Below are 17198 nucleotides of genomic sequence, written 5' to 3'. Positions count from 1 at the left end.
TTAATTAAGTCACATAAAAGAAAATAACAGACCAAAGATGCATCGTATATTCGCCTTCTTGTATGGCGCAAAATAGAGAAGCATACTGATCTATTATTTTTTTAAATGTGCCTAAGGATACAAATAAGTGTTTACTCGTTCATAACAATTTTTGTCACCAATAAAATAAAAAATATCATTTTCACATAAAAGTGCATAAGGCCCTGGTGACATTATAAGAGAATCATCTCTTTTTATTGCTATAATAGTTGCAGAAGTATTATGCCAAAAATTAATATCTGCTATTGTTTTTCCCATATATGGTGTTTCTTTGCGTATACATATTTCAAATGGCATAAAAGGATTTATTGATTTAAAACGTTCTGTTTTATCAATTAATTCAATTAACTTCTCTTTTAAATAATTATTTTCATTTGTCTGGCGTTCTACACTACATAATATGTCTTTTTTCAAATCATTTATAGTTTTAATATCATCATATTGTTTTAAGAACTTAATTGCATTTTCACAAGATTTTATGATTACTCCACTTCCTTTAGTGGTATCTACAATATTCACATCCGACAATATGCAAATGGCACGCCTAGCAGTTTCTGATGAAACACCATACTGACTTGCTAGAAGTGATCGTGCATATATTTTTTCACCAATTTTATACTGTCCAGTTGCTATTTTAGAAGCAATATCAGCAGCTATTTGTTGATATACTGGACGTACTATTTTTAGTTTTTTATCCATATTTATTCTCATTCTCCTACAATCACATTGCTAAAATATTTTCTTATTTTATTTCATATATTTTATTTGTATTAATTATATATTTAAGTCCAATACTTTTCAAGTTTTAGAATTAAAGATTAAATTTATTTATGCCTTTTTAACTTCCTTTAATTATTATTAGTTGTTTTTTGTGTTTAGTTTTTTATATAGAGGTATGTTGCATTAACGTCATAATAAAAAGTAATTTATCCTCCTCTTTGTAATTACTATAATTATTTCATATAGTGGTTATCAATCATCTCATTTTAATGTTTGCAGATGCTGATTTTTTATGTGTATTGAAAATTTTGCTTAAATTAAATTTCAATACAACATAAAAATAAAAATTTTAGTCATGGAAAAATATTAAGTGTCAGTGTATAATTGTAGTATATAATAATTAAAAAAATCCATTAAAATTTTAGAAAGAAGGGTTTAATGATGTATGAAATGAAAGAAGAATACAAAACAGGAATAGAATTTATTGATGAGCAACACAAAATGCTTTTTGACATAGCTGATAGAACTTATATGCTATTAAAAAATGAGTATACACTTGATAAATATGATAAAGTAGTAGCTTTAATAGAAGAATTACAAGACTATACTGCTTTTCATTTTAAAGCAGAAGAGGCTTATATGGAAAGTATAAATTATAAAAAAATGTTTACTCAAAAAATAGAACATGAAGCATTTATCAAAAAACTTAATGATGTAGATTTAAAAAGTATTGATGAAAATCAAGATGATTATATAATAAGCATCCTACAATTTTTAAATGATTGGTTAACTGAACATATATTTAAAAATGATAAACTTATAGGAGAGAAAAGATAAATATGCTTTTTTCAATTATCTATAACAAAATAAGCTGTATAAGTTAATTACTTAGATTATTTAAACTTTCTATTAAGCACATGAAAGAAAATAATAGGCCAAAGATGCGTCGTATATTTCGTGTCAGACAAGGAAGCAAGTTCAATTAATAGCGAGCTATTTGCTGAATTTACTAACGCAGTATGACGCAAAATAGACAAGCATACTAGTCTGTTATTTTTTTGAATGTGCCTTAAGAATAGTATTTGTTAGGTAAGGTATATTTTTTTAAAATACCTTACCTATTTTTCTGCATGTTTTTTATAGTTTGAAAAATGGATTACAATTTATTATCTTTTACTAAGATCAATGAACATTTCTATATCGTCTTCAACAGTTTTTAAAGAGCTTTTCCAAAAGTTCTTATCATGAATGTCTATTCCCATAACTTTTGTTATATCTGACATCTTATTTTTCCCTGTAATTGAAAGAAGTTTTTCATAATCTTTTGGGAAAGTATCTGCCTTTTTAAGATACTGTGCATATAATCCTTTGGCAAATAATAATCCAAACGCATAAGGAAAATTATAAAAATTACTATCTGCATAATAATAGTGTGGCTTCCAAGTCCACATATATGGATGTAAGTAATTTGGATCTAAACCATCTCCATAAGCTTCTCTTTGAGACTTTAGCATAAGTTCTTTTATTTCTTCAACGCCTAAAGCACTTTCTTTTCTTGCTTCAAAAAGTGACTTTTCAAATAAAAATCTAGAATATATATCAACAATTACTTGAGTACAATCACTAATTTCAGCTTCAAGAATAGCTAAAGCATCGTCCTTTGTAGCTTCCTTAACTGCAGCCTTTTTAATTATTGTCTCACAGAATGTAGATGCAGTTTCAGCTATTGGCATTGGATAATCAGAATTTAATGTAGTCTCATTATTTAAACATTCTCCGTGGAAACCATGACCTAATTCATGAGCAAGTGTTACAACATCACTAAAGCTATCTCCATAGTTTAGTAAAAATCTACTTTCTCCTAAGAAATGAATATTTTCACAGAAGGCTCCACCAACCTTTCCTTCTTTTGGCTTAACATCTATCCAGTTATTATCAATAGCTTTTCTTGCGAAATCACCTAAATTATTACTGAAAGTTCTAAAATTCTTTTCCACGAACTTAGTGCCTTCTTCATAAGTAAATTTCATGTCTGCATCACAAACTGGTGCATACAAATCATAAAATGGAAGACCATTATTATGACCTAACATTTCTCCCTTTCGTTTTAGATATTTTCTAAAGACTGGAAGGCTTTCCTTCATAGCTGAGAGCATTGCATCTAACGACTCTCCATCCATTCTTGATTCTACAAGTGTCTTTTCTAAAGGAGAGTTATAACCCCTAAATTCACAAATTGTTAAAACTTCACCCTTTATTCCATTAAGTGCTGCTGCTACTCCATCTTCTACTTTTTTATAAGATGCTATTTCTGCCTCATAAGCTTTCTTTCTTACTTTTGGATTTTTATCGTGAGACATATTAAGAACTACAGTAAGAGGCAATTCATTAATTTTGCCATCTTGTTCAATATCAACTTTTAATGTAGATATTAAATTATCCTTCAGCTTAAGCCAAGCATTAGAACCTGTATTTTGCATACTAGCTATTATGCTCTCTTCTTTATTACTAAGTAAATACTTACTTGCTTCAATTATATTCTTTAATATAAATTCATGTTCTTCAAGTAATTTTGACTTATTTATAACTGCATCTATATCATCTATATTACTAATCCATCTTTGAATCTTAGTAGATGCTTCTACCAAATCTGTTAACTTATTATCTAGAATATCTGAATATTTCAGTGCATCTTTGTCCTTTGTATTTACACTTAAATTAAGATTTATGAACATACCAAGTTTGCTGGATAAATCTATGAATGTTGTAAATTTTTCTATGTATTCTTCAAGCTTTATTACAACATTATCATTATTTTTAACTATATCTTTTGCCCAATCATTGATATCTCTTATCACTTCACCAATATTCTCAATATCTTTCTTAAATTCATCACTATTAAATGATGGATACATTTCGTTCAAACTCCAATTTAATTCCATACTTAATTCACCCCTAATCACATACTTAAAACTCTTTTAACATGTTTAATAATTCTCTTTTTATACATTTATTATAAGTCATTAACTTATATTGTCAAACTTATTACAAGTTGCACTATTTTTATTTTTTAATCCACTATAAATAAATTAATAGGGACGTCTCAAAATACAAATATGGCTTTATATTTGAGGCATCCCCTTAATATACAGTGGCTTGTCTATATAATATTGTATAAATTAAAATTTATTAATTTATAGTTGCATAAAGTATATTATTTTTAACTAATGCCCTTTTACCACCATGTGTACAATTTATAATCACCGAAGTTTTATCATTACTTAACCAGTCCTCTAAATTACGAATCGCCGAAGTATCTACTCTTATATCATCTCCACAATTATTTTGATCGCAAAAACTCATATCGCACACATCTTCTGGAGAAAATTTAATAGTTATTCTCATAAATCCTCCCTCCCTCCTGTATATTATATATTTCTATAATATTTGGCAATATCCTTCTTATTATACAATTTTGTATAATAATGTATAATAAATTATCTTTTGCTACATTATTAATTGACATTAAAATTCATATTTTAAAAATATACTATCCTTTTTCCAAGTTTCATATCAATGTTTATAGACACAAATTTACTATATATTTTCTGATATAATTAGCTTCCTTGACAATCTTCGACTTCTATCATAATACTATTTATGTTAAAATCTAAATATACTGTTTTTTCAAATGTTGATAATATTATATTGATTTACAAGTATCGAATATCCACTAGGTAAGGCTATTTATAAACACAAATTAGGTGATGACGTTATGATAAACTCTCCAGACGGTCAATATCTTGTTAGAATAGAATCAATGACAGGTATTACACCACATGGATTGTAACATGACACTCTAAAATGAAAGGTATGAAATAATGAATTTTAAACAATTAGGCATTAATGACGACATAATAAATCTATTACAAAAATCTGGTATTACCAAGCCAACTCCAATTCAAGAAGAAAGTATTGCAATAATTAAAGATGGGAAAGATGTTATAGCTGAAGCACAAACTGGTACGGGAAAAACCCTTGCCTTTTTGCTTCCTATTATTGAAAACATATCAACAACTACAAATTCAATTCAAGCATTAATTATCTCTCCAACAAGAGAACTTGCAATTCAAATAACTGAAGAAGCTACAAAACTTAAGAGTGCGAAAGATATAAATATTTTAGCAGCTTATGGTGGAAAAGATGTTGGATCACAAATTAAAAAACTACAAAAAAATATTCATTTAGTTATTGCAACTCCTGGTAGACTTTTAGATCACATAAAAAGAGGAACTGTTGATCTTAGTAAATTAAAGACTTTAGTTTTAGATGAAGCTGATCAAATGTTATTTATGGGCTTTAAAAATGAAGTTGAAACGATTATTAATAAAGCTCCTAAGAATCATCAAACACTTTGTTTCTCTGCAACTATGAATTCACAAGTTAAAAAATTAGCTTATAGATACATGACTGATCCTACAGTTATTAGTGTAACAAAAGAAGAAGTAATTACACTTGATAACATTAAACAATTTGTTGTAGAAACTACAGACAGAAGAAAACAAGATTCTTTATGTTCTGTTTTAGCTGAAGATAATCCATTTATGGCTATTATATTCTGTAGAACTAAAAGAAGAGCTGATGAACTTGAAATGGGACTTAGTAAACGTGGTATTAAATGTGAAAAGCTACATAGCGATATACCACAAGCAAAACGTGAAAGAATAATGAAATCGTTCAGAAAAGCAGATATCCAATATCTTATAGCTACGGATGTAGCCTCAAGAGGATTGGATGTGAGTGGAGTTACCCATATATATAACTATGATATCCCAGAAACTGCTGAAGACTACATTCACCGTATAGGTAGAACAGGAAGAGCTGGAGAAGAAGGCTATACTTGTATGTTCATAGATCCCAAAAATCAAAAAACTTTAGACGAAATAGAAAGAAAAATCAAATTCAAAATACCAAGAAGAGAATTAACTCTTTAAACCTTAAATTTAGGAGATTATCTTAAATCAAAAGTTATTTGTATTTTAAGATAATCCCCTTTTTAACATTAGGCATGTATATATAAATAACAAGTCAGTACAATGAAAAATATCCTTCACATCTTTGACTTGTTATTTTATATTCCTCATTTACAATATACAAAAATATTGCTCTTTATGACATTTTTATTTTCATACCCTCATTTAACATTTCATTTGTCATTTTACTCATATAATCTATTAAATACATTCTATATGTAGCTGTACCACCATCAGTTTTACTCAACTTTTCAAACGCAAGTTCACCACAAAGTCCCATTGTACATACAGCCGCTGCTGTTGCTTCCAACATATTTTCTTCATTTGCTCCACAAAAGCTACCAATTACAGCTGTAAGCATACATCCTGTTCCAGTTACCTTTGCCATAAGCGGATGACCATTTTTTATGATATAAGCTTTTTTAGAATCTGCTACAATATCAATAGCTCCTGTTATAACAATTATTGCACCTGTCTTTTTACTAAGTTCTTTAGCTAACTCAATTATCTCTCCAATATTACTTTCATTTACATAATCTCTTTTGTCAGCATCAACTCCATTGGTTATACCATTGCCTTTATAAACTGTTTTTATCTCAGAGATATTTCCTCTTATAACTGAAAATCTTATATCACATAAAAGATTAAGCATTGTTTCATTCCTAAATTTTGATGCACCTACCCCAACAGGATCGAGTATTACAGGATTAGATATTTGATTTGCTTTTTTTCCTGCAGCTATCATTGATGACACTGTGAATTCATTTAGTGTTCCCATATTTATAACAAGTGAATTACACAGGGATGTAATATCATCAACCTCATTAATATCATCTGCCATAATTGGAGAACCTCCACTTGCTAAAACTATATTTGCACAATCATTAACGGTAACATAATTTGTAATGCAATGTACAAGGGGTGTTCTACTGTGCACATTTTCTAAAATTTTTTCAAACATATTTTTATCCTCCACATTCTAATTATTAATAATATTTTATTTATTGGACAAGCGTACCTGCGTAGTATGACATAAAATAGACTAAACGTACTAACTTGCTATTATTTGAATATGACTTATCAATTTATTGACTAAAAATAAAATATGGGATATACCAATAAAGGTATATCCCACTAAAAACAAGTTAATGTATATTCCCTACGTTGGCATTATCCAAATCAGGTTTAATGGTCGAAACTACATTTTGCTTCCTCTCAGCCTGAATAAACAAGCTCCCATAGTATTTAATTTTTTTATATTATACTATATATAAATATGTAAAACAACTACTAATTTCCAAAATAAAAAATTATATAAATAACTTACCTATAAATATTATTAATGCAGAAATAGACGCTGTTATTGGTATAGTTAAAACCCAAGCCCAAACTATATTTTTAGCTACGCCCCATTTTACACATTTAAATGTTTTAGACGCTCCAACGCCCATTACGGTTGTTGTAATTATATGAGTTGTGCTAACCGGAGCATGGAATAATGTTGCCAATAATATTACTAATGATCCACCTGTTTGAGCTGCAAATCCATTTACTGGTGTTAATTTTGCCATTCCACTTCCCATAGTTTTAATAATTTTCTTCCCACCTATAGAAGTTCCAAGTGCCATAGCCGAAGCACAAACTACTATAACCCATGTGGGAACCTCAAATGTTTGAATAACTTTGCCACTTAATAATGCCATTGTTATTATTCCCATAGATTTTTGAGCATCATTTCCCCCATGGTTAAAAGCCATAAATGCTCCTGCAATAATCTGAAGTTTTAAAAATATTTTATTTACTACATGGATTTTAAATGGCTTTAAAATCCAGTTCAATAATATCATTATTATATATCCTACTACAAATCCTATAACTGGTGAGATAAATAACCATATTACTACACTATGAAAAAGATTATACCAATTAACCACGTTAAATGAACCATTATAAGCTATTCCTCCGCCTACTAATGATCCTATTAATGCATGAGATGAACTGCTTGGAATACCAAAATACCATGTAATTAAATTCCATATTATAGCCGAAATTAAAACTCCCAATATAACCCATTGCTCTATGGATGCATTACTTACAATATTCTCACCTACTGTTTTAGCAACAGCTGTTCCAGTAAATGCACCCATAAAATTAAATACTGCACATACTAATATAGCCGTTGCTGGAGTAAGTGCTCTTGTAGTAATAGAAGTAGCAACTGCTGTAGCTGTATCATGAAATCCATTGATAAAATCAAATATTATTACTAAAAATACTATTAATATTGTTATTGTCATAGTACTATGCATTCTTAACTACATCTCCTTATAAAATATAAATACCCGACTTATTATTAAATATTATAGCCCCGTTAAATTATATTCTATTTTACCTAAATGTTAGACTACTTTTAATAAAGCTAATATAATTTTTATATTGCTTGCCTTTAACTAGCTTATCTATATGTTTATTTTTTTGAATATGCCTTATTAGGTTTAGAGAAATATGTACTGTGCATGCTATATAACTATTGAAATGTATAAATTTTTTTAATTATACAAATAGCTTAATCATAGTTATAATTAATGCTGAAAGACTTGCTGTTATTGGTATAGTTAAAACCCAAGCCCAAACTATATTTTTAGCTACGCCCCATTTTACTGATTTAAATCTTTTAGATGCTCCTACACCCATTACAGTTGTTGAAATTATATGAGTTGTACTAACTGGAGCATGGAATAACGTTGCAATAAATATTACTGCTGCTGCACCTGTTTGAGCTGCAAACCCATTTACTGGTGTCAGTTTTGCCATTCCACTTCCCATAGTTTTAATAATCTTTTTTCCACCTACTGAAGTTCCAAGTGCCATAGCTGAAGCACAACATACTATAACCCATGTAGGAACCTCAAATGCTTGAATAAATTTACCACTTACTAACGCCATTGTTATGATTCCCATAGATTTTTGAGCATCATTTCCCCCATGATTTAAAGCCATAAGTGCACCTGCAACAACTTGAAGTTTTAAAAATATTTTATTTACTACATGAATTTTAAAAGGCTTTAAAATCCAGTTCAATAATATCATTATTATATAACCTACTGTAAATCCTATAACTGGCGAAATAAATAACCATATTACTACACTATGAAAAAGATTATACCAATTAACCACGTTAAATGAACCATTATAAGCTATTCCTCCGCCTACTAATGCTCCTATTAATGCATGAGATGAACTACTTGGAATACCAAAATACCATGTGATTAAATTCCATATTATAGCTGAAATCAAAACCCCCAATATAACCCATTGTTCTATAGATGCATTACTAACAATATTCTCACCTACTGTTTTAGCAACTGCGGTTCCAGTAAATGCACCGATAAAATTAAATATTGAGCATATTATTATTGCAGTTTTTGGTGTAAGTGCTCTTGTAGTAATAGAAGTAGCAACAGCTGTAGCTGTGTCATGAAATCCATTGATAAAGTCAAATACTAATACTAATATTACTATTAGTATTGTTATGGCCATTGTACTATGCATTCTTAATGACAACTCCCTCAACAGTATTTGCAACCTTTTCACACTTATCAATAGTATTTTCTAAAATTTGATATATTTCCTTCCATTTTATAACTTCTATGGCGTTTGTTTCATTCTTAAATAATTCTGCTACTGTTTTTCTAAATAAACAATCTGCTTCACTTTCTATTTTATGTATACTTATAATTGTTTCTTTTATGCGTTTTGCTTTGTTACCTACTGAAATAAGTCCATTCATTAATTCTAAAATATGTTTAGTGCACTCTACTATCATATCAGCTAAAAGTTTAGATTCATCAGTACTTTCCATAATATCATACATTACAAATCTATGCATTGTTGAATTAATCAAATCTAATATATCATCCATTTTCTTAATTAGTGCATATATATCTTCCCTATCTATTGGAGTTATAAATGCTTCATTTAATTCTTTAACAACATCATTTACTAATCTATCTCCTTTATGTTCTAGCTCCTCAATCTTGTTAACCTCAAATTCTTTATTGGATAAAGAATCCAAACTCACTCTTAAAGCCACTGCCCCTTCGTTTACATTTCTTGCCGCTTCTAAAAACATTTTATGAAATTTATCTTCTTTTGGATTAAATTTGAACATACTATCACATCTCCCTGTAAAATATAAACACCTATAGTATTATTTAATACTTTATAAATTCAGTTTAAGTATATTCTATTTGTACTCAATTTTAAACTATTTTTAAAAAAATTAACCTAATTTTAATATTGCCGATTTATTTTTAAAAATTATGGAAACTTTTATTGAATTTAATTATATGTTTTAGTAAATTCTTTTATTATTTGTTTATAAATTACGACTTTTTTTTAAAATTATAACTATATTTCAAAACATATTTCTATTTATATGCATATAAAAGGTAACTATAATTAAGTCCCCTTTTATAATTTTGTATTAGCTCATCATTGATGTAGCAGCACCAAGAAGAAATCTTATATCTGTTTTTCATTTTATAGAATTTAGGTATAACCTTTGTATCATGTAAATCAAAAAAATGAATACACAGCATTTTGAGCTGTACGTACAAACATTTCAGCTGTAAATGATACAACATCAGGTAATTCTGTATATTGTCCAATGAAAGCTAAGTTAATTAAATATTTTGGAATATTATTGTAATGTTTACTTAATTTGAATCATATATTAAATGTATTGATGATGATATATGTTTTCTCATTAATTAATCACCATAATATCAAGGAGGTATATTCCATGAAAATTATGTACATAACATATCAACAAGGAAGAAGGAAATCTATTATAAAAGAAGGAGTAGATATTTTAATGAGTGATGTAAAGATATCCCCTGTTAAACAAATAAAAAAATTAGAAGTAACTAACGTTACTTCTAATTCGGATAATAAAATTAATGAAGAAATTACAGGTTTTTTCATTAATGCAGTACACAAAAATTATTTAGCTAATAGACTAAGATACTAAACTAATATAGAGCCTATCATTTTTCCTTATCCTAATTTGAATAATATTTACTATATTCCTCTATATAAACTAACTTATCATTATTGTTTTTATAAATATGTAACAACTTAATAATATTTTTAATATAATAAATATAATGGATTTTATTAAAATTTTTTTATAAATCAATACAAATCAGTACGAATAAAAAAGTATTCACACAAGAAAAAATGTTACAGTGCTATAACTAAAAGTCATCTATATTGGTGACAATTATAGAGGTGTATATCATGAATATGTTACGTAACTTATTGATATCAGTAAACAAATCATTAAAAAAAATTAAGTTGATTGACAAATGCCTTATAATTTTTATGATTATTCTCATGAGTCAATCTATATATAACTTATTTTCACATGAAATTATTTTACAGGACACAAGTAGCGTTGATGTTATAATCAGAACAACATCTGCATCTATTTTTGGATATTTTTTAAGTGCTAATTTCATTAAAAAATCTGTAACTAAACAAAATGATTCTTCTAAAAAAGGTAAAATTTTAGATGGAAATTCCTTATCCTCAGATGCTGAGAATCCTACAAAATCAATAAAAGATAATGTTAGTACTCCCAAAAATAGTATAGGATTTATATCCAATCAAACTCAATCTTCTAATGATAATACTGGGGAAATTTCTATTGAAAATCACCCAGATGAAACTATCCCTGAACAAGAAACAAGCAATCAACAAATTATAATTGCTACTGTAATCGGTGTTATTTCTCTCATTGTAATAGTCATAGCAAGAAACTCCTCTAATTTAAGTGAAACCTCACTTGCACCACTATCACAAATGAGAGATTTCGTTTCAGGCTGTGTTGGTTTTCTTTTAGGATCTCCAACTAAAACATGTAAGTAAATATAAAATAGATATAGAATTAATTATCTAATAATATAAAAGAATAACTAGATTATATTATAATACTATGAAGTGCATCTTGTTAGGTAAACACAGTCTTTTTAACTAGGTGCACTTTGAATTTTAAGACAATACTTTTTAATTAACGATATGTTTTAAAATCGTGTTAATATTGTTATATAAATTTCAATGCAAGTTCGCTATTATATAAAAATATCAATACTCTATTAAAACATAGCGTTAATTTAAAGATAAAGTTATGATCACTATTTCTGGACGGTTTAAAATTCTTATTCCAGGCATGCTATGTCCAATCCCTCTGCTTACAATAAGCTTTTTCTTATTTATTTCATATTCTCCAGAATTGTATTTAGGAAAAAACTTTCTTTCAGGTGAAAGTATTGCGCCTATAAAAGGTAACCTTATCATCCCACCATGTACATGACCACAAAGAGTTAAATCTACATTATATTTTGCATATGTATCAAAATATAATGGATTATGTGTTAACAAAATACTATAATTTTTATCATTATAGTTTCCTAATAGTTCTTTCATTGTATCTTCTCTAAAATTAACTTTATTCTTTCCTACCTTATAATACAAAAGAGGAATACTCATTCCATAAAGATTAATAAACTCTTCACCTTTAATTAACTTTATTTTTTCATTATTTAAAACCCTAATCCCAAGTTTTCTTAATTGGTTTATAAGGAAAATAAGATTATCCTTTTTTAATCTTTGCTCGTGGTTTCCTACAATATAGTATATAGCATACTTTTTACTTAACTCTTCAGCCAACCTTAAGAATTCATCAAATTCAGTATCATATTTATTAACCATATCTCCAGTCATCACAATAATATTAGGATTTTCCATATAAATTTTTTTAATCAGTTTACTATTATCTTTTCCAAAGCTCTTACTATGAAGATCAGATAAGTGCATAAGTTTAAAATTATTAAATTCACGTGGTATCTTTTTACTTTTAACTTTATATTTAGATACCTTTAATAAATTATTATCAAAATATATAAAGGTACTTGTAATAGTTAATCCTAATAAAAGCATTAAATTTTTATTCATATTTTTCCTCCATTAATACTAAGAATTCTATTAAAAAATATCAGTACTAATACTAGTATACTTTTAAACATAGCAATTATAAAATGTAAATAAGAGTTTGGATTTTTATTTTTTGTAATCTAATTTATTCATCTTTGCCCTCAAACTTAATTTAATAAAATATAAATATATACTTCTACATTATTATTTTGTTTGTTTAACTAATAACTACTTTAGTTCTACTAGGAATGTTGTCCCAAATCCATTTAGCATTTGTTTTAGCTAGTCGTATACATCCATCAGATAATGCCATTCCAAGTCTTCCATCTCTAATAGATCCATCTAAATTATATATTATTGAATGGAATAAATAATTTCCTTTAAATTGAGTATAGTACCAACATTTATATCCTTTATTTACTCCAAAATAAAGACCTTTTACTCCAACTGTATAAGTTCCCTTTGGAGTTGGCGTAGATAATTTCCCTATGGTACATAAATAACTATGAACTAAAGCCCATTTATTTGTACTTCCTTCAAAAATATTTACTTTAAAATTTTTAAGATCTACCCAAATAAAATAGTCAGTTGCACTTGAAAAATTATTTAAATTCACGTAATTTGTAATATTAGAATTGTACTTATCATTATCTGCTCTTGTACTTTTATCTTCTTTGCTTCTAAATAGTCTAAATAAAAATTTCATATTTAACGTCCTATTTATTAATATAAAAGTAGTATATGTAACTTGTATTACTTTTGACTTTTTTGAGCTTATTTAAGTCAAAATCTCTATATTAAAACTATTCTTATATTAAAACAAATCAAAATCAAAAGATGTACTTGCTTTAATATAGAAATAATTTACTTCCTATTTTAAGTTTTCAATTCTATATCCAATTTCTTTGTTCGCTAATCTGTAAGCTTCTTCAATCATTTCTTTATCATTCATATAATTTCCAAGCAAACTATCTATTGTTATTTGAGCTCTATTGATGAAATACTTGTTTAAAAGATTTTCTTCTATATTTTCTTGAGATGCTAATGAATAGTCATCCAATATATGCTTAACATTAAATTTATTTTTTCTTAAAGCTCGCCCAACTAATATACTTCTATGACATCTTATTGGGTCTTGCATAGCTCCAAGAAGTGCTATTTTATAACCTTTTTCACATCCTGATTTTAATCGTTCAATCCCCTTTAAAAAATCTTTTTCAGTAACCACTTTTTCAAAATCAGAATATCCTTCTTCATTATAAGACACTTTATTTTCTCTGTTTGCTGCAAGCTCTTTAGCCATATAAATATATATAAAACCTGCTTCTGTCAAAGTATGAGCTATAGTTTCTTTATTATATTGAACATTATATTTAGAATAGGGAGTTCCTCTTATATCTACAACACAATTAATATCATAATGCTTTAACATATCTATTAATTTCTCTACAGGATAATTTGAATGTCCAATTGTGTATATATCCATATATTACGCTCCTTTTCATAATCATATTAAATATTTACGTTTTTATTTTCTTCATTAAGATAAGCTATAAATCTTTCTCTTTTTAATTCATCGCATAGTGAATATTGCTCTTTAACCATATCATCCCATGCAGGCAAATTATATATTTCATATTCACCTTCATATTTCCATGTAGATATCTGTTTAGCTTGTTTCTCTGTTAGTTTTTGAGCTTTTAATTTCAAATAATCGCCCCCTCAAATAATCACCTTTATTTTTACCATATTAAAATAATTGTACAAGAAAAAATACCACAAATCCATGTTGAATAATATGGTATTTTAATAAGTTATTTTTTATATTTAATTACTGATGCTTTTATATGATATAAGAAGTTTACCAAATAACATATATAAATCACTAATGTTTAGTGTATGGCTTTCTTTATATATTTTTTCCCAGTACCTTCAACACTTGTAATTGTAATTAATGCCTCTTCATCAAATCCATTTACAATATTTTTTAATTTAGCTATCTCAAGCCTAGATAAAACTACATATATGACATTCGTCTGAGTACCACTATAGGCACCTTTTCCATCTAATAAGGTAATTCCCCTACCAAGTCTTGCTATTATTGCATCAGAAATTTCCTTATTCTTGTCAGATACAATAATTACTGCTTTTGATTCATTAAGCCCTTCAACAGTAATATCTATTGTCTTAAAAGCAATAAAATAGGCTATTAAAGAATACATTGCTCTATCCCAGCCAAATATAAAACCCGAACTTCCCAATATGAACAGATTAAAGAACATCACTATTTCTCCAATAGAAAATGCACTTCTTTTCTCTAAGATTATAGCAATAATTTCAGTTCCATCTAATGAACCACCATTTCTTATAATTAATCCTACTCCTACTCCAAGTATAATACCACCAAATATAGTTGCTAGAAGTATATCTTGTGTTATACCAGAAACCGGATGAAGTAGTGTTACACCTGTTGATAAGCATATTACTGAAAATATAGTTGAAATAGCAAATGTCTTTCCGATTTGCCTGTAACCTACAATAACAAAAGGCAAATTAAATATAAATATAAATATTCCTAGTTGAACATTTGTTAAGTAACTTGCAATAATAGATATTCCAGTCATTCCACCATCAATTATATTGTTAGGTATTAAGAATATCTCAAGACCTATTGATGCTAAAATTGAACCTAATATCATAAAAAAGATCTTCTTAATACTAACTAAAACGTTGTGATGCTTCTTTTTCATATAACATCTCCTTTAAATTTATTGATACATTTGTGAATTAGAACTTCGTTTAATGATTTGCTTATAGCATATTAAATAAAGAAATTACTATATGTATTCATCTTACTTCAATATTATAGTTATTAACGCAAAAGTATTCTAAACTATATGAACATACGAAATACTTTTTCTTCAATTACCAAATAAACTATTTTTATAATGTAACCTTACTTATTGGATATCCTAAAGCTAACTATTAGTTTGCATTCTCCTCCTTTCATGACTTAATTCACATAAAATATGTTCTTATTAATCATAACATAGATTTATAAATACCATATTATTTAATTTTAAAGATTATTTTGCTTCGCAAATTATCTTTAATGGTAGTATGTACTAATCTATTGCTTCCATACATATTACATGGAACAAGATAAAAGAGGTGAAAAATTATAACTGTTGAAAAAATAACAACATTAAGTTTACTTAGTATTGAAGTACAAAGTGATACTCATAAACCTATTAATGCAATTTTTACTAAAAAACTTTTCAGATGTAAATCTTAAAGCTACGACTCGAAACTATTTTTTAGTTGCTGAAACAATCAAAGAAGTTATGAAAGGTGAATATATGTTAGACATTAAAAAATCGTTTGATGTTAATAAAAAAAATATTCTACCAGGAAAGTTAGGCCTATGAAAGAAAATGTTTAATTGATTAACTATGATAAATTATTAGAAAGAATTTAAAATATCATAACTTATTGTTGGTCGGAAGAATGTCAAAAATTTTCATTCTTCCGATTATTATACAAGTTAAGTACTATCAGTCTTTTTTATGCGTCTTTTTACTATGTTTAGTTCCACAATTATTTTCTTTCTTTTCTTTTTCTTGTTGGCTTGCACAAGAGCAATCCTTTTTTTCACTCATAGCATTTATACCTCCTAAAATTTTAATCACAGTGTTACACTACTATTTTCTTCAATTATGCAAATAATAATACTATGAAATTAATAACAAAAACATATAGTACCGCTCATACAGATATTAGTACTTACGCATATTAAAGAAAATAACAAGTAAAAGATGCAACGTATATTTGGTGTTAGACAATGAGATTAAATTAACTATATTATCAATAGTCTTTTAAAATTTCCCAATGCTTTATTAACCTTTCTAATGAAAATGCAGCATTTGCTGGACTGGTTGAAGGCAACTTTATAATCTCTCTTTTTGTTACTGGATATGTGTATTTCATATATAGCTTAAAAGCTTTATCTCCATTTGCATATATTTTTTCAATATTAGCATTGTCTAATATAATTGTTAAATCTGCAGGTATTACATTTTTAATACTACTATCACTTGAACCTTTAATTTCACAGCTCTCTATTACATCCCAAACTGCCATTTTATTATTTGTAAGCATACTCTTTTTTTGTTCAGTTGTATCATATTCCTTACATTGTACAATTTCAGATATAACCTTCCAAAATCTATTTCTAGGATTTTGATAATAAAATTGTGCCTCTCTTGATTTTACAGATGGAAATGTACCTAATATTAATATCTTTGAATTCCCATCATAAATTGGTTCAAGTGTTTGTATCACTTGTGACATATAAAACATCCTTTCTTCATCTTAAATTGTCAACTATTTTTTTGACTTTTCTCTATAAGC

General features: G+C 27.4%; 18 protein-coding genes and 1 riboswitch. Of the genes, 4 read left to right on the top strand and 14 right to left on the bottom strand.

Annotated features, from left to right (window positions below; all coding sequences use genetic code 11):
* Positions 1–111: 111 nt before the first annotated feature.
* Positions 112–738 (bottom strand): GntR family transcriptional regulator, encoded by a 627-nt coding sequence (locus tag BM027_RS00500; RefSeq protein WP_090087576.1) that lies wholly within the window; start codon positions 736–738, stop codon positions 112–114.
* Between the two features lie 462 nt (positions 739–1200).
* Between BM027_RS00500 and BM027_RS00495 the strand changes: the two genes are divergently transcribed.
* Positions 1201–1596: a bacteriohemerythrin gene (locus tag BM027_RS00495; protein WP_090087571.1), complete on the top strand. Its 396-nt coding sequence runs from the start codon at positions 1201–1203 to the stop codon at positions 1594–1596.
* A gap of 329 nt (positions 1597–1925) precedes the next feature.
* Here the strand turns inward: BM027_RS00495 and BM027_RS00490 are convergent, their stop codons facing one another.
* A complete protein-coding gene (locus BM027_RS00490) occupies positions 1926–3701 on the bottom strand; it encodes a M3 family oligoendopeptidase (protein WP_090087567.1) in 1776 nt (591 codons plus the stop codon).
* A 247-nt stretch (positions 3702–3948) separates the two neighbouring features.
* Positions 3949–4164: a hypothetical protein gene (locus BM027_RS00485; protein ID WP_090087564.1), complete on the bottom strand. Its 216-nt coding sequence runs from the start codon at positions 4162–4164 to the stop codon at positions 3949–3951.
* A 476-nt stretch (positions 4165–4640) separates the two neighbouring features.
* On the opposite strand from BM027_RS00485, the gene BM027_RS00475 reads away from it, so the two are divergent.
* A complete protein-coding gene (locus BM027_RS00475; RefSeq protein WP_090087561.1) occupies positions 4641–5753 on the top strand; it encodes a DEAD/DEAH box helicase in 1113 nt (370 codons plus the stop codon).
* Positions 5754–5928: 175 nt separating this feature from the next.
* Here BM027_RS00475 and thiM read toward each other — a convergent pair whose 3' ends face one another.
* The 5 genes from thiM to BM027_RS18835 all read right to left on the bottom strand — a co-directional run bounded on the left by thiM (position 5929) and on the right by BM027_RS18835 (position 10493).
* The gene (thiM, locus tag BM027_RS00470; protein WP_090087558.1) at positions 5929–6753 is read right to left on the bottom strand and encodes a hydroxyethylthiazole kinase; all 825 of its coding nucleotides are present in this window, start codon (positions 6751–6753) and stop codon (positions 5929–5931) included.
* A gap of 177 nt (positions 6754–6930) precedes the next feature.
* Positions 6931–7042: riboswitch (TPP riboswitch) on the bottom strand.
* 60 nt (positions 7043–7102) lie between these two features.
* On the bottom strand, positions 7103–8101 hold the full coding sequence (locus tag BM027_RS00465) for an inorganic phosphate transporter (RefSeq protein WP_090087554.1): 999 nt from the start codon (positions 8099–8101) through the stop codon (positions 7103–7105).
* A gap of 244 nt (positions 8102–8345) precedes the next feature.
* Positions 8346–9344 (bottom strand): inorganic phosphate transporter, encoded by a 999-nt coding sequence (locus tag BM027_RS00460; protein WP_090087551.1) that lies wholly within the window; start codon positions 9342–9344, stop codon positions 8346–8348.
* Positions 9337–9963, bottom strand: a complete 627-nt coding sequence (locus BM027_RS00455; RefSeq protein WP_090087548.1) for a DUF47 domain-containing protein — start codon at positions 9961–9963, stop codon at positions 9337–9339. Before BM027_RS00455 ends, BM027_RS00460 begins: the two co-directional genes overlap by 8 nt.
* A gap of 407 nt (positions 9964–10370) precedes the next feature.
* Positions 10371–10493 (bottom strand): oleate hydratase, encoded by a 123-nt coding sequence (locus BM027_RS18835; protein ID WP_139209525.1) that lies wholly within the window; start codon positions 10491–10493, stop codon positions 10371–10373.
* A 103-nt stretch (positions 10494–10596) separates the two neighbouring features.
* Between BM027_RS18835 and BM027_RS00450 the strand changes: the two genes are divergently transcribed.
* Together BM027_RS00450 and BM027_RS00445 are read left to right on the top strand one after the other, a co-directional pair.
* The gene (locus tag BM027_RS00450) at positions 10597–10824 is read left to right on the top strand and encodes a hypothetical protein (protein ID WP_090087543.1); all 228 of its coding nucleotides are present in this window, start codon (positions 10597–10599) and stop codon (positions 10822–10824) included.
* 269 nt (positions 10825–11093) lie between these two features.
* Complete coding sequence (locus BM027_RS00445) at positions 11094–11723, top strand: hypothetical protein (protein ID WP_090087540.1); 630 nt, start codon at positions 11094–11096, stop codon at positions 11721–11723.
* Between the two features lie 240 nt (positions 11724–11963).
* Here the strand turns inward: BM027_RS00445 and BM027_RS00440 are convergent, their stop codons facing one another.
* From BM027_RS00440 to BM027_RS00415, 6 genes are all read right to left on the bottom strand, one after another.
* Positions 11964–12809, bottom strand: a complete 846-nt coding sequence (locus BM027_RS00440; RefSeq protein WP_090087538.1) for a metallophosphoesterase — start codon at positions 12807–12809, stop codon at positions 11964–11966.
* A 196-nt stretch (positions 12810–13005) separates the two neighbouring features.
* A complete protein-coding gene (locus tag BM027_RS00435) occupies positions 13006–13494 on the bottom strand; it encodes a L,D-transpeptidase (protein ID WP_090087535.1) in 489 nt (162 codons plus the stop codon).
* Between the two features lie 165 nt (positions 13495–13659).
* The gene (locus tag BM027_RS00430) at positions 13660–14274 is read right to left on the bottom strand and encodes a DUF488 domain-containing protein (protein ID WP_090087532.1); all 615 of its coding nucleotides are present in this window, start codon (positions 14272–14274) and stop codon (positions 13660–13662) included.
* A gap of 26 nt (positions 14275–14300) precedes the next feature.
* Positions 14301–14498, bottom strand: a complete 198-nt coding sequence (locus BM027_RS00425) for a hypothetical protein (RefSeq protein WP_090087529.1) — start codon at positions 14496–14498, stop codon at positions 14301–14303.
* Between the two features lie 182 nt (positions 14499–14680).
* Complete coding sequence (locus tag BM027_RS00420) at positions 14681–15487, bottom strand: YitT family protein (protein ID WP_423230308.1); 807 nt, start codon at positions 15485–15487, stop codon at positions 14681–14683.
* A 1165-nt stretch (positions 15488–16652) separates the two neighbouring features.
* Positions 16653–17138 carry a DNA-deoxyinosine glycosylase gene (locus BM027_RS00415; protein WP_090087520.1) on the bottom strand — a complete coding sequence of 162 codons (486 nt, stop codon included), beginning with the start codon at positions 17136–17138 and terminating at the stop codon, positions 16653–16655.
* Between the last annotated feature and the right edge of the window lie 60 nt (positions 17139–17198).

The organism is Clostridium uliginosum (assembly GCF_900112485.1).
In the GTDB taxonomy this organism is placed as follows: Bacteria; Bacillota; Clostridia; order Clostridiales; family Clostridiaceae; genus Clostridium; species Clostridium uliginosum.
The sequence above is the reverse complement of the archived record's forward strand: the minus strand, read 5'-3'. Positions and strand labels throughout refer to the sequence as shown.

Bases quoted from the DNA above. Each gene is read 5' to 3' on its own strand.
- BM027_RS00500 (WP_090087576.1), bottom strand. From the start codon at position 738: ATGGATAAAAAACTAAAAATAGTACGTCCAGTATATCAACAAATAGCT.
- BM027_RS00495 (WP_090087571.1), top strand. From the start codon at position 1,201: ATGTATGAAATGAAAGAAGAATACAAAACAGGAATAGAATTTATTGAT.
- BM027_RS00490 (WP_090087567.1), bottom strand. From the start codon at position 3,701: ATGGAATTAAATTGGAGTTTGAACGAAATGTATCCATCATTTAATAGT.
- BM027_RS00485 (WP_090087564.1), bottom strand. From the start codon at position 4,164: ATGAGAATAACTATTAAATTTTCTCCAGAAGATGTGTGCGATATGAGT.
- BM027_RS00475 (WP_090087561.1), top strand. From the start codon at position 4,641: ATGAATTTTAAACAATTAGGCATTAATGACGACATAATAAATCTATTA.
- thiM (WP_090087558.1), bottom strand. From the start codon at position 6,753: ATGTTTGAAAAAATTTTAGAAAATGTGCACAGTAGAACACCCCTTGTA.
- BM027_RS00465 (WP_090087554.1), bottom strand. From the start codon at position 8,101: ATGCATAGTACTATGACAATAACAATATTAATAGTATTTTTAGTAATA.
- BM027_RS00460 (WP_090087551.1), bottom strand. From the start codon at position 9,344: ATGCATAGTACAATGGCCATAACAATACTAATAGTAATATTAGTATTA.
- BM027_RS00455 (WP_090087548.1), bottom strand. From the start codon at position 9,963: ATGTTCAAATTTAATCCAAAAGAAGATAAATTTCATAAAATGTTTTTA.
- BM027_RS00450 (WP_090087543.1), top strand. From the start codon at position 10,597: ATGAAAATTATGTACATAACATATCAACAAGGAAGAAGGAAATCTATT.
- BM027_RS00445 (WP_090087540.1), top strand. From the start codon at position 11,094: ATGAATATGTTACGTAACTTATTGATATCAGTAAACAAATCATTAAAA.
- BM027_RS00440 (WP_090087538.1), bottom strand. From the start codon at position 12,809: ATGAATAAAAATTTAATGCTTTTATTAGGATTAACTATTACAAGTACC.
- BM027_RS00435 (WP_090087535.1), bottom strand. From the start codon at position 13,494: ATGAAATTTTTATTTAGACTATTTAGAAGCAAAGAAGATAAAAGTACA.
- BM027_RS00430 (WP_090087532.1), bottom strand. From the start codon at position 14,274: ATGGATATATACACAATTGGACATTCAAATTATCCTGTAGAGAAATTA.
- BM027_RS00420 (WP_423230308.1), bottom strand. From the start codon at position 15,487: ATGATATTAGGTTCAATTTTAGCATCAATAGGTCTTGAGATATTCTTA.
- BM027_RS00415 (WP_090087520.1), bottom strand. From the start codon at position 17,138: ATGTCACAAGTGATACAAACACTTGAACCAATTTATGATGGGAATTCA.